The organism is Pseudoxanthomonas sp. SL93, from assembly GCF_026625825.1.
Lineage (GTDB): Bacteria > Pseudomonadota > Gammaproteobacteria > Xanthomonadales > Xanthomonadaceae > Pseudoxanthomonas_A.
The window spans coordinates 3422232-3434491 of the sequence record NZ_CP113065.1; the positions used below are offsets into that span (position 1 = coordinate 3422232).

The following is a 12260-nucleotide window of genomic DNA, read 5'->3' on the forward strand; positions in this document are numbered from 1 at the left end:
CACCCCGATGCGTTTCACCAAGATGCAGGGCGCCGGCAACGACTTCGTCGTGCTGGACCTGCGCGATGGGCGTCGCCCGCCTGACGCGGCCTTGGCCGCACGGCTGGCGGACCGTCATTTCGGCGTGGGTTGCGACCAGATCCTGACCATCGAGCCGCCGCGCGATGCGCAGTCGGTGGCGGCCTATCGCATCTGGAATTCCGACGGGTCGCAGTCGCAGCAGTGCGGCAACGGCGCGCGCTGCGTGGCTGCGTGGCTGGTGCGCGATGGCGCGGCCACGGGCGATGCGTTCCGGGTGGACAGCCCGCTGGCGACGCATGAGGTTGCGCGCCTGGGCGAGGACCGTTACGCCATCGCGATGGGGGTTCCCGAGTTCACGCCGGCGAGCATCCCGCTGCAGGGTTTCGCCCATGCGCAGGACGAGTACGAAGCCGATGTCGATGAAGGCGTGCGCCTGCGCTTCGGTGCCGTGTCGATGGGCAATCCGCATGCGGTCATCGAGATGCCGTCGGTCGCCAACGCACCGGTCGCCCACTACGGCACGCTGCTGCAGCAGTCGCCGCACTTCCCGCAGTCGGCCAACATCGGCTTCGCCGAGGTGCTGTCGCGCGGGCACGTGCGCCTGCGGGTGTTCGAGCGCGGGGTCGGCGAAACACTGGCCTGCGGCAGTGGCGCGTGCGCCGCGGCGGCGGTGCTCATCCGGCGCGGCCGCATCGACCGCGACGTGGTCATTTCGCTGCCGGGCGGCGACCTGCATATCCGCTGGCCGGATGATCGCGCGCAGGTCATCATGGCCGGGCCGGCGGCATTCGTATTCGAAGGGGAATGGAAGGCATGAGCGAGACACTGGAAAAAACGGGCGCCCACGAGATCGCCGCCTGGCTGCGCCGCCATCCCACGTTCCTGAAGCAGTTCCCCGACCTGGCGCTGAGCCTGGTGGTGCCACGCGACGAAGGCCCCACCGCCTCGCTCGCCAGCTACCAGCTGGACGTCCTGCGGGACAAGAACCGCGAACTGTCCAAGCGCCTCAATGACCTGTTCGCCAACGCCCAGGAGAACGAACGCCTGGCCGTGCGCACGCACCAGTTGGCGCTGGCCCTGATGAAGCAGGACAGTGCGGCCGACACGCTGCGCGCGATGGCGGCGTCGCTGGCCGAGGATTTCAACGGCGACCGCGTCAGCATCGTGATGCTGGCCCCGGTGCTAGGCCTGGAAGAAGGCGAGTGGCTGCAGTACGTCGCGCCGGACAGCCCGCACCTGGCCTCGTTCCGCGACTGCCTGCGCGATGGCGAACCCATCTGCGGCCGCCTGCAGCCGGAAAAGAACGCACTGCTCTATGGCGCGCGCGCCGACGAGATCGCCTCCACCGCCTTGTTGCCGTTGCCGGGCGTGGGCCTGGTGGCCGTGGGCAGCCGGGACGGCAACCGCTTCTATCCGGGCATGGGCACGCTGTTCCTGCGCATGGTGGGTGATGCGCTGGTGACAGCCCTGAAGCGGTTCGATGCCTGACGGCATGCCGGCCGCGATGACGGATCGCCCGCATGCAGGCCGTCGATGACTTCCTCGCCTATCTTGAAGTGGAGCGCCGCGTGTCGGCGCATACGCTGGATGCGTATCGTCGCGACCTGACCGCGTTGTCGGCGTGGGCCGATGCGCAGGAGATCGCCGACCTGGCCGATGTGCAGGCCGAGCAGCTGCGCAGCTTCGTGGCCAGCGAACATCGTCGTGGCCTGTCGCCGAAGAGCCTGCAGCGGCGGCTGTCCGCGTGCCGCAGTTTCTACCAGTGGCTGCTCAAGCATGGCAGGATCACCGCCAGTCCCGCCGCCGTGCTGCGCGCGCCCAAGGCGCCGCGCAAGTTGCCCCAGGTACTGGACGCCGACGAGGCGGTCAGGCTGGTCGAAGTGCCGACCGACGCACCGCTGGGCCTGCGTGACCGCGCACTGTTGGAACTGTTCTATTCCTCCGGTCTCCGCCTCAGCGAACTGTGCGCGCTGCGCTGGCGGGACCTGGACCTGGCCAGCGGCTTCGTCACCGTGCTGGGCAAGGGCAACAAGGAGCGCAAGGTGCCGGTGGGCTCGCATGCACGCAATGCGTTGCAGGCCTGGCGACAGGAACGCCCCGCGGGCAACGAAGCGTTCGTGTTCCCGGGACGGGGTGAAGGTGCATTGTCGCAGCGCGCGGTGCAGATACGGTTGAAGCAGCTGGCGCAGCGGCAGGGGCTGTTCAAGCACGTGCATCCGCACATGCTGCGGCACAGTTTCGCCAGCCATATCCTGGAGTCCTCCGGCGACCTGCGCGGTGTGCAGGAACTGCTCGGCCATGCCGACATCGCCACCACGCAGATCTACACCCATCTGGATTTCCAGCACCTGGCGAAGGTGTACGACGCGGCGCATCCCAGAGCGAAGCGCAAACGCTGAGCCGCCTGTAGGAGCGACGTGAGTCGCGACCGGGATCCCCTAGCCACCGGGCACCCACCGCAAGGTCACACCTGATGTGGCCATCCTGTTTATGCGGACGTGCGGTCGCGACTCACGTCGATCCTACGGCGAGCCAGTCAAGCCGAAAGTCATGCTTGAACCGTGAATCGGCGTCCCCACCTCTGAGGAACACCCCGGAGGCCCCATGGACCCCAGCCAGAATCCCAACGTTTTCCACGCCACCACCATCATTTCCGTGCGCCGCGACGGCCATGTCGCCGTTGCCGGCGATGGCCAGGTGACCCTGGGCCACACCGTGATGAAGGGCAACGCGCGCAAGGTGCGCCGGCTCGGCCGCGATGGCCAGGTGCTGGCGGGATTCGCGGGCGCGGCGGCCGATGCGTTCACCCTGTTCGAGCTGTTCGAAGCCAAGCTGGAAAAGCACGGCCAGCTGCAGCGCGCCGCCGTGGAGCTGGCCAAGGATTGGCGCACCGAGCGCCGTCTGGGCAAGCTGGAGGCGCTGCTCGCGGTCGCCGACCGGGAGACCTCGCTGATCATCAGCGGCACCGGCGACGTCATCGAACCCGAGGACGGCATCATCGCCATCGGCTCCGGCGGCTCCTATGCGCTCTCCGCGGCGCGTGCGCTGCTGGCGCACACCGCGATGGATGCGAAATCCATCGCCGTCGAAGCGCTCAACATCGCCGGCGACATCTGCATCTACACCAACCGCAACGTGGTGGTCGAAGAGCTCTGAGGGTGATCCGCGACGGCTGATGCGCGTAGCGCAACCCGGCCGAGCCTTCCCCAGCCATCAACGCCACTCCCAACGAATCCCCATCCCATGAGCAAGCACAGCCCCACATCGTCTTCCATGACCCCGCGCGAGATCGTGCAGGAGCTCGATCGCCACATCGTCGGCCAGCAGGCCGCCAAGCGCGCGGTCGCCATCGCGCTGCGCAACCGCTGGCGCCGCATGCAGCTGGACGAGGACCTGCGCAACGAAGTCATGCCGAAGAACATCCTGCTGATCGGCCCGACCGGCGTGGGCAAGACCGAGATCGCGCGCCGCCTGGCCACGCTGGCCAACGCGCCGTTCGTGAAGGTGGAGGCCACGCGCTTCACCGAGGTCGGCTATGTCGGCAAGGACGTCGAGCAGATCGTCCGTGACCTGGCCGACACGGCCGTGAAGATGTATCGCGAGCAGGCCAAGGTGCGCGTGCGCACGCAGGCGGAAGAGCGTGCCGAGGACCGCATCGTGGATGCGCTGCTGCCGCGCCGCGAGGCATCGGGCGGCGGCTTCGGCTTCGGCAGCGCGTCGACCACGGTCGATATCGGCGCCGATCCCTCTTCGCAGGAATCCGAGACGCGGCAGAAGCTGCGCCGGCAGCTGCGCAAGGGCGAGCTGGACGAGCGCGAGATCGAGCTCGAACTGGCCGCCAATGTCGGCGTGGACATCATGACGCCGCCCGGCATGGAAGAGATGGGCCAGCAGCTGCGGCAGATGTTCTCCAATCTCGGCGGCGGCAAGACCCACAAGCGCACCGTGACCATCAAGGCAGCGCGCCCGCAGCTGATCGAGGAAGAGGCCGCCAAGCTGGTCAACGAGGACGACATCCGCGCGGCGGCGATCGAGGCCTGCGAACAGCACGGCATCGTCTTCATCGACGAGATCGACAAGGTCGCCAAGCGCGGCGACAACATCGGCGGTGGCGACGTCTCGCGTGAAGGCGTGCAGCGCGACCTGCTGCCGCTGGTGGAAGGCAGCAACGTGTCCACCAAGTACGGCACGGTGAAGACCGACCACATCCTGTTCATCGCCTCCGGTGCGTTCCACCTGGCCAAGCCCAGTGACCTGATCCCGGAACTGCAGGGCCGCTTCCCGATCCGCGTGGAGCTGTCGGCGCTGAGCAAGGAGGATTTCATCCGCATCCTCACCGAGCCGCGCGCCGCGCTGGTCAAGCAGTACGAAGCCCTGATGAAGACCGAAGGCGTGGAACTGGCCTTCACCGCGGATGCGGTCGAACGCCTCGCCGCGATCGCCGCCCAGGTCAACGAGCGGCAGGAGAACATCGGTGCGCGTCGCCTGCACACCGTGCTGGAGCGCCTGCTCGACACGTTGAGCTACGAAGCGCCGGACCGCGATGGCCAGCGCCTCAGCATCGACCGGGCCTACGTCGACACGCACCTGGGCGAACTGGTGCAGGACCCCGACCTCAGCCGCTACATCCTGTAACCCGTGGAGCCCGCCGCAAGGCGGGTTCTTCGTTTCCGGGCGATGGGGACGCGTCGGCTACAATCGCACCATATCCCGCACCTCGCCTTCGCTTCCATGAGCATGCTGCCCCCCTGCCCGCAATGCGCCTCCGCCTACACCTACGAGGACGGCGCGCAGTTCGTCTGCCCCGAGTGCGGCCACGAATGGTCGGCCGAGCCAGCGGTGGCCGGCGATGACGCACGCGTCATCAGGGATTCGAACGGCAACCTGCTGCAGGACGGCGACACCGTCACCGTCATCAAGGACCTGAAGGTCAAGGGGTCTTCGCTGGTGGTGAAGGTCGGTACCAAGGTGAAGAACATCCGGCTGGTCGACGGCGACCACGACATCGACTGCAGGATCGACGGCATCGGCGCGATGAAGCTCAAGTCGGAGTTCGTCCGGAAAGCATAGGCCTGCGTTTCCCATCCCCTCCACGGACAAGGAACGACCGCATGGAAATCCCTTTGCAAAACTCACCGGTGGGCGACGCACGAACGGTGCTGGTGGTGGGGGGCGCTGGCTTCGTCGGCGGCTATCTGGTCGCGGCGCTCCGCCGCCATGGCTGGCACGTGTTGCGTGCGGTGCGAGCGAAGGAGCGCCAGCTTGCGGCCGATGAGCGCGCCTGTGATCTGAAGACGATGCTGCTTCCGGAGGATTGGGTGCCGCTGCTGGATGGCGTCGATGCGGTGGTGAATGCAGCGGGCATCCTGCGCGAGCAGGAAGGACAGACATTCGAAGCGGTGCACGTCGCAGCGCCGCTCGCATTGGCGCAGGCTTGCGCGACCCGGGGCGTGGCGCGTTTCGTGCAGGTCTCCGCGCTTGGCCTGCCCGAGGACGGACCCTTCATCGCCTCCAAGCATCGCTTCGACGAACAACTTTGCGATGTCGCGGTGTCCTCCGTCGTGCTGCGTCCTTCGGTCGTCTACTCCGTCAGCGGTTCCTACGGCGGCACGTCACTGCTGCGCGCACTGGCGGGCTTACCCGGCGCGCAATGGCTGCCCGGCGAGGGCCGATGGCAAGTGCAGCCCGTCGCGGCGGAAGATCTAGGCGAACTGGTGGCGCGTGCCGCGGCCAGCACCACGACCGGCATCTACGAGGTCGGCGGTCCAGTCCCGATGACACTTCGCGAGTACCAACGGCAGTGGCGGCGCTGGCTCCGCATTCCCGGTGATCGCGTGGTGGCGGTACCGGCAAGCTTGGTTTCGTTCGCGGTGGCAGTGATGGAAGCGCTGGGCCGTGGACCGGTAGGGCGGACAATGTGGCGCATGCTGCAACGTGGCAACACGACCGCGACGGATGCCGCCGATCGCCTGCATGCCGACTTCGGCCTGCGGCCGCAGGCGCTTGCCGAAGCATTGCAGCAGGCACCCAGCCAGGTGCAGGACCGTTGGCAGGCGCAGCTCTACTTCCTCGCACCCGTTCTGCATTGGGCCGTGGTGGCACTGTGGCTACTGTCGGCGCTGGCCGGTTTCATGACGCCAGCGGATGACATCCTGCGTTTGGCGAGTGGCACGCCGCTGGTGACCTGGGATCCGGTGATGCTGGCGCGCGCGGGTGGCGGGGCTGATCTCGTGCTCGGCCTGTGGCTGGCCTGTGGCTGGCAACCCCGCGCTGCTGTCGGGGCAATGGTGGTTCTGCTGTTGGCGTACACGCTGGTGCTCGGCGGTATGGTGCCATCGCTGTGGTGGGATCCGCTGGGCGGACTGGCGAAGAACCTGGTGTTGCTGCCAGCGCTGGCGGTGCTGTGGGTCCTGGCGGATCGACGCTGAGATGACGTACCTGTGGGTGAAGTGGGTCCACATCCTGGCTTCCACGCTGTTGTTCGGCACCGGGCTGGGCATCGCGTTCTTCATGTGGCTGGCGCACCTGCGCGGCGATGCACGCGTGATCGCGTCGACCGCGCGCACCGTGGTCATCGCTGACACCTGCTTCACCGCGCCAGCCGTCGCGATGCAACTGGGCACCGGACTTTGGCTGACGCACCTGCTCGGCCTGCCGCTGGATGTCTTCTGGTTGAAGTCGGCGCTGCTGCTGTTCTTCGTGGTCGGTGCGTGCTGGCTGCCGGTGCTGTGGCTGCAGATCCGTGCACGTGACCTGGCCGTGCAGGCCGTGGCGACAGCGCAGCCGCTGCCACCGGCCTACTACCGTGCCATGCGCTGGTGGTTCTGGCTCGGATGGCCAGCCTTCATCAGCGTGATCGCGATCTTCTGGCTGATGGTGATGAAGCCGGGCTGATGGCGCCTCTCAGCGCGCAGTTGCCACCTTGAGCCGGGTGGCAGCAAGGTTCTGCTCAATGGCGGTCCGGTGCTGCGCGTACAGGGTGTCGAAGTCTTCGGTCATCACCACGGTCACCACTTCCAGCATGTCCTTGTCCAGCATCCGCATCATCACCACGTTGCGGCCGCCCTTGTCACCCATGGCGTGTGAATAGACCCGGTAGCCGGGTGCCTGGATGTCTTCGAAGGGCGCGAAGGTCGTCACGTCCACGCCCGTATCGCCCAGGCGCTCCAGGAATGGCGGCAGGTAATCATCCAGGTTGTCCACGGGTTGACCGAACTCCTGCACCAGCAGGTCGATCTCGAACCTCATGCCCATGCGGTAGCGCAGGTCGGTGCGGGGCTCGAGGACGCTGGCGTAACGGGAGTTCATCTTCGTCTGCTTCCAGCCATCGACAGGCTTGAAGGTGTAAGTGAAGCGATCCTCGTTCTGCTTGAGTATCGTGGATACGTTGGGCACTTCACCGCCGCGGCCGATCGAGGTCGCCATGGCGTGCAGCGTATCGGTGCGGAAAAGATTGCCCACGAGCTGCGTCGCGATTCCCTGGGCGATCTGCGGATAGGCATCCACGAACAGCGCACGGTCCCCGGGAGCCTGGGCGATGTGCTTCTTGGTCATCCCGTTCTGCGCCGCCATGCCCTTCAACAACTGTTTGCGACTGTTGGCCTCGTACACGCGATAGCGGATGTTCACCATCGGCGCAACGTCATCGCTCCGGGTCGCCATCAGGTTGAGCATCGACAGGCCGCTAAATACCTCTTCGATGGTGATGACATACCGGTAGCCCGCCTGTGCGGCGGCCGTCCCCAACTGTTCGCCGGGCAGGAAGCGGGCAGCATCGGTGGTGGCTTCGACCGTGAACATCGGCGAGCGCTGGCCGAAACTCTTGCGCAAGGCTTCTTCGAGGACCGCGTAGCGGTCGTAACCCGCCAGCGTGGCGTCGAGCTGCGCACCCAGCGTGTCGCTGCGCTTGCGGAGGTTGGCGCTGTTGGCGATGGCAGCGAAGGGGATCAGCAGTCCGCGGCTGAACTCGCCATCGGTTGCGAAGTACACCTTCGACGGCGTGGGGGTCTCCGGGAATACCACGAGCACCTTCACGTCCTTGCTCTCATCCTGGGCACACACCGCGCCGGGCAGAAATACAAGAAAAATGGCGAGGAGCGCGCCGAGGAGGGCAGGGAAGCGCGTCATGAGAGTCCTTTCAAAGTAAGGGTGGTGACAGAGGCAGGTCAATCCTCGCCGATGTCCTCGTTCCACACCTCGGGATTGGCGCGGATGTAGTCGCCGAGCATCGTGATGCATTCCTCGCTCTGCATGTCGATGACATCGACGCCGGACTCGCGCAGCCAGTCGATGCCGCCCTGGAACGTCACCGATTCGCCGACCACCACGGTGCCGATGTTGAACTGGCGCACCAGGCCGCTGCAGTACCAGCAGGGGGCCAGCGTGGTGACCATGATGGTGTCGCGGTAACGACGCTGGCGGCCGGCCTTGCGGAAGGCATCGGTCTCGCCATGCACGGACGGATCCCCTTCCTGCACGCGACGGTTGTGGCCGCAGCCGAGCAGGCGACCGTCCTGATGGTAGAGCGCCGCGCCGATGGGAATGCCGCCTTCGGCCAGCCCCTTCCGGGCTTCGGCGATGGCGGTTTCGAGGAGTGCACGGTAGTCGGGGCGATCGCTCATGGGCTTCTTCGAAGATGCGCAGCGTGACGCTGCTCAAGGAAATCAGCATCACACATCATCGAGTGTGATGCCACTCACGGCGCGTCGTGCGCGTACCCACTAGAAGACACCTGTGGCACGCCGTGCGTGCCGGCAACCGATGGAGCTTCAGGGGAGCATGAGGATGGAAAAGGGCGCAGCGGCGCGGTGTGTGTTGGCGATCGTCGCATGGGCAATGTGGGGAGTCGCGGGCATCGATGGTGCGCATGCGCAGACCATCGAACAGGGCCTGCTGCAGCTGGAATGGGGTGATCCGCCGCGCGTGTCGCCAGGCCAGCCGCGGTTGTCGCCGCGTTTCAACGCGCACCTGGTGAAGGATGACGGTACCCGCATCGTGCTGGATCCCGCGCAGGCGCGGCTGGCGGCGGGTGACCTGTATGCGCTGGCCAACCGGCGGGTGGCGGTGTCGTTCGACGCGCCAGGCCGGGTGATGTCGGCCGCGCCGGCGATCAAAGCGATCGTGCCGGCCGACCGCGTGGTGCAGGGTGCGCCGGCGATGGCGGCCAGCGGTCGCGTGATGGCCTCCGCGCCCGTCAGTGGCAACACCCGCTGGGTGACGCTGATGTGCAAGTTCGGCGACATCGCCACGGAACAGAAAGCTCTGGCGTTCTTCCAGTCGCAGTACGGGGAAGCCGTCGGCCAGCTGGGGCATTACTGGCGCGAAGTGTCGTACGGCAAGATCGACCTGTCGGGCAGCAGCGCCTATGGCTGGTTCACCCTGCCGCAACCTCGCAGCTATTACGTCACCCAGGAGAACGGCAAGGACAAGGCAGACCTGAAGAAGCTGTTCGCCGATTGCGGCGCGGCGGCGGATGCGACGGTCGATTTCGGCAGCGTGCAGGGCGTCAACATGATGTTCAACGGCGACCTGGATGGCTTTGCCTGGGGCGGCAGCAGCTGCGCGCCGCTGGAGGGCAGGACCAACTTCTGCACGCGCGTCACCTGGAATCCGCCGTGGTCCTTCAACAACCTGGCGCCGCTGGCGCACGAGATGGGGCACGGCTACGGGCTGCCGCACTCGAACAATTCCGATGGCGACGACGACACCTACGACAACCCGTGGGACGTGATGAGCGATGGCTGGAGCAACGCCGTGCGCGACGCTACCTATGGCGCGCGACCCAAGCACATCAACATCTTCCAGCGCCATCGCCTGAGCTGGGTGAATGCCGCGCGCCAGCTGGTCATCCCGTACGGCAATACGGCGACGCGACAGGTCGACCTGGATTTCGCGCACCTGCCGGGCTCGGTCAATACGCAGATGCTGGTGCTCTCGCTGTCGCCCCAGCCTGATCCCTATGCCACCGTGGTGTACACGCTGGAAGCGCGCAAGCCCGAAGGGGCTTACGAAGGCGCGCTGGCCGGCACCGCGGTGATCCTGCACAAGCTGGAGCGCTCCGGCACCGCCTACAGCATCGATGCGGATACGCCGGCGGCAAACACATCGAACAACGAAGGATCGATGTTCAAGGTAGGAGAGCGCTGGGTCACGCCGGACGGGTCGCATGCGATCCGGGTGGACGCAGTGACCGCCACGGGATTCCGCCTGACGGTGGGTCCCGGGGCGCCGCCCCGGGTGATGAGCAGTCCGCTGCCTCCCCTGGTGAAGCCCGGCACCGCCGCGGCATCCACGGTTGCCGGTGTGCGCCCGATGGCCGCGCCGGCACCCGCGGTGGCCGTGGACAGGTGCCGGCAGGCGCGTGGGCTACGGGCGTGGATCGCGAGCTGCATCCTCCGCTGAAGCCGCTGCTCGCATGCGGCACGGAAACGGGAACTGCATCGCACTCCTGGATGCCAAGGCGGCCACTCCGGAAAGAAAGACTCAAGCCGAAGGCGACGCCGGCCGACACCCCTTGGAGGCGTTGCCATGTCGGTGCACGCAAGGCAGGCGTGGAGTCGTACGTGCAACAGCAGCGATCGGTACGCATGGGGGATGCACGTCTTCGTTCATGGATGGCAGGCCTCGCGCTGGCCTTGGCGGGCGGACTGAGCGCTACGCCTGCGCTCGCGCAGACGGAGACGGTGGTACAGGGAACCCTGCAACCCTGCAACTGCAATGGGGCGATCCGCCGCGCGCGTTGCCGGGCAGGTCGCGCCTCGCACCGCAGCTACGTGTATTCCTCGACCAGGGGCCGCAGCAGCGGCATGAACTGGATGCCACGCAGGCACGCCGCGCCGCCGGCGACCTGTATGCGCTGGCCAATCGTCGTGTCGCCGTTTCGCTTTCCTCGCCCGGACGCGTCATGTCGTCCGCGCAGGCGGTCACGGCCATCGTGCCGGCCGACCGTCTTGCCCCGAAAGCGTCCGTGGTGGGCACCGATGGCCGCGTCATGGCGGCGGCACCGGTGCTGGGCAGCACGCGCTGGGTCACGCTGATGTGCAAGTTCAGCGACATCGCCACCGAGCACAAGCCGCGCGATTACTTCCATGCGCAATACGGCAATGCCCCGGGACAGCTGGGGCATTACTGGTCCCAGGTGTCCTACGGCAAGGTGAACCTGGCCGGCAGCGCCGCCCACGGCTGGTACAGCCTGCCGTCGCCGCGCGCGGAGTACGTGAAGATGGTGAACGGCAAGAACAAGGCCGAGTTGTCGCGGCTGTTCGCCGATTGCGCCGCCGCGGCCGATGCGGAAGTGGATTTCTCGGGCGTGCAGGGCGTCAACCTGATGTTCAACGGCGAACTGGACGGCTATGCATGGGGCGGCGGTGCCTGCACCACGCTGGATGGAACCTACATATGCACCCGCGTGACCTGGAATCCACCGTGGTCCTTCAACAACCTGTCACCGCTGGCGCACGAGATGGGGCATGGCTATGGCCTGCCGCATTCGGACAACGCGGATGGCGACGGTGATACCTACGACAACCCGTGGGACCTGCTGAGCGATGCGTGGCGCTACGCCGCCACTGACGCCACCTATGGCATCTTGCCCAAGCACCTGAGCATGTACCAGCGCGAACGGCTGGGCTGGGTGGACGCCGCGCGCAGGCTGACCGTGCCGGCGGGCAACCAGCAGAGCCTCCTGCTGACGCTTGATGCGGGCAGCGTGGAAGGGTCCGCCCATGTGCAGCTGGTGGTGCTGGCGATGCCGGCGCAGCCCGACCCATACAGGACCGTGATCTACACGCTGGAGGCGCGCCGCCGCACCGGCACCTACGAGGCCCGCCTGGCCGGCGACGCGGTGATCATCCACAAGCTGGAGAACTACGGGATCGCCTACAGCGTGGATACCGATGTGCCGGCGGCGGACGTATCCGGCAACGAGGGCTCCATGCTGAAGGTGGGCGAGACCTGGAGCACTCCGGACGACTTCCACTGGGTGCAGGTGGTATCGGCCACCGCCGAGGGCTTCGTGGTGCGGGTGGGGCCGCGCCCGCGGTCGATGAGTTCGCCTTCGCAGGTGCTGGTGAAGCCATCCCCGGTCACCGCCTCTTCCCGGCCACCCGCCGTGGCGACGCCCGCCACCGTGACGCCGCGCAGGCAGGCGTTGCACAGCCGCTGTGCTGGCAAGCCCGGGCTGGTGCGCCTGCTGGCGTTGTGCGACGTGCTCTAGTCGCGTGGGCCGTCAGTCCTGACGG

General features: G+C 66.9%; 12 protein-coding genes. 10 read left to right on the forward strand and 2 right to left on the reverse strand.

The annotated features are described in order from the left end of the window. Positions 1-7 precede the first annotated feature (7 nt). From dapF to OVA13_RS16025, 8 genes are all read left to right on the forward strand, one after another. Positions 8-838 (forward strand): diaminopimelate epimerase, encoded by an 831-nt coding sequence (gene dapF / locus OVA13_RS15990; protein WP_267791446.1) that lies wholly within the window; start codon positions 8-10, stop codon positions 836-838. After that, on the forward strand, positions 835-1509 hold the full coding sequence (locus OVA13_RS15995; RefSeq protein ID WP_267791447.1) for a DUF484 family protein: 675 nt from the start codon (positions 835-837) through the stop codon (positions 1507-1509). Before dapF ends, OVA13_RS15995 begins: the two co-directional genes overlap by 4 nt. A 32-nt stretch (positions 1510-1541) precedes the next feature. Then, on the forward strand, positions 1542-2420 hold the full coding sequence (gene xerC / locus OVA13_RS16000) for a tyrosine recombinase XerC (RefSeq protein WP_267791448.1): 879 nt from the start codon (positions 1542-1544) through the stop codon (positions 2418-2420). Between the two features lie 205 nt (positions 2421-2625). Further along, a complete protein-coding gene (hslV, locus tag OVA13_RS16005) occupies positions 2626-3177 on the forward strand; it encodes an ATP-dependent protease subunit HslV (RefSeq protein ID WP_267791449.1) in 552 nt (183 codons plus the stop codon). An 87-nt stretch (positions 3178-3264) separates the two neighbouring features. Next, positions 3265-4656, forward strand: coding sequence for an ATP-dependent protease ATPase subunit HslU (gene hslU, locus OVA13_RS16010; RefSeq protein WP_267791450.1), 1392 nt, complete (start codon positions 3265-3267; stop codon positions 4654-4656). A gap of 96 nt (positions 4657-4752) precedes the next feature. Continuing rightward, positions 4753-5091, forward strand: a complete 339-nt coding sequence (locus OVA13_RS16015; protein ID WP_267791451.1) for a zinc ribbon domain-containing protein YjdM — start codon at positions 4753-4755, stop codon at positions 5089-5091. A gap of 41 nt (positions 5092-5132) precedes the next feature. Beyond that, positions 5133-6449, forward strand: coding sequence for an SDR family oxidoreductase (locus tag OVA13_RS16020; RefSeq protein WP_267791452.1), 1317 nt, complete (start codon positions 5133-5135; stop codon positions 6447-6449). Between the two features lies 1 nt (position 6450). Then, positions 6451-6915 carry a DUF2269 family protein gene (locus OVA13_RS16025; RefSeq protein ID WP_267791453.1) on the forward strand — a complete coding sequence of 155 codons (465 nt, stop codon included), beginning with the start codon at positions 6451-6453 and terminating at the stop codon, positions 6913-6915. A 9-nt stretch (positions 6916-6924) separates the two neighbouring features. Here the strand turns inward: OVA13_RS16025 and OVA13_RS16030 are convergent, their stop codons facing one another. Beyond that, positions 6925-8055 carry a hypothetical protein gene (locus OVA13_RS16030; protein WP_267791454.1) on the reverse strand — a complete coding sequence of 377 codons (1131 nt, stop codon included), beginning with the start codon at positions 8053-8055 and terminating at the stop codon, positions 6925-6927. 131 nt (positions 8056-8186) lie between these two features. After that, on the reverse strand, positions 8187-8642 hold the full coding sequence (locus OVA13_RS16035; protein WP_267791455.1) for a nucleoside deaminase: 456 nt from the start codon (positions 8640-8642) through the stop codon (positions 8187-8189). Between the two features lie 214 nt (positions 8643-8856). On the opposite strand from OVA13_RS16035, the gene OVA13_RS16040 reads away from it, so the two are divergent. After that, on the forward strand, positions 8857-10422 hold the full coding sequence (locus OVA13_RS16040) for a metallopeptidase domain-containing protein (RefSeq protein WP_267791456.1): 1566 nt from the start codon (positions 8857-8859) through the stop codon (positions 10420-10422). Between the two features lie 337 nt (positions 10423-10759). Beyond that, positions 10760-12235 carry a metallopeptidase domain-containing protein gene (locus OVA13_RS16045; RefSeq protein ID WP_267791457.1) on the forward strand — a complete coding sequence of 492 codons (1476 nt, stop codon included), beginning with the start codon at positions 10760-10762 and terminating at the stop codon, positions 12233-12235. Positions 12236-12260: the final 25 nt, after the last annotated feature.

Coding starts and splice junctions, on each gene's coding strand:
- OVA13_RS16020 (WP_267791452.1), top strand. CDS start 5,133: ATGGAAATCCCTTTGCAAAACTCACCGGTGGGCGACGCACGAACGGTG.
- hslU (WP_267791450.1), top strand. CDS start 3,265: ATGAGCAAGCACAGCCCCACATCGTCTTCCATGACCCCGCGCGAGATC.
- OVA13_RS16035 (WP_267791455.1), bottom strand. CDS start 8,642: ATGAGCGATCGCCCCGACTACCGTGCACTCCTCGAAACCGCCATCGCC.
- OVA13_RS16025 (WP_267791453.1), top strand. CDS start 6,451: ATGACGTACCTGTGGGTGAAGTGGGTCCACATCCTGGCTTCCACGCTG.
- hslV (WP_267791449.1), top strand. CDS start 2,626: ATGGACCCCAGCCAGAATCCCAACGTTTTCCACGCCACCACCATCATT.
- OVA13_RS16015 (WP_267791451.1), top strand. CDS start 4,753: ATGAGCATGCTGCCCCCCTGCCCGCAATGCGCCTCCGCCTACACCTAC.
- OVA13_RS15995 (WP_267791447.1), top strand. CDS start 835: ATGAGCGAGACACTGGAAAAAACGGGCGCCCACGAGATCGCCGCCTGG.
- xerC (WP_267791448.1), top strand. CDS start 1,542: ATGCAGGCCGTCGATGACTTCCTCGCCTATCTTGAAGTGGAGCGCCGC.
- dapF (WP_267791446.1), top strand. CDS start 8: ATGCGTTTCACCAAGATGCAGGGCGCCGGCAACGACTTCGTCGTGCTG.
- OVA13_RS16040 (WP_267791456.1), top strand. CDS start 8,857: ATGTGGGGAGTCGCGGGCATCGATGGTGCGCATGCGCAGACCATCGAA.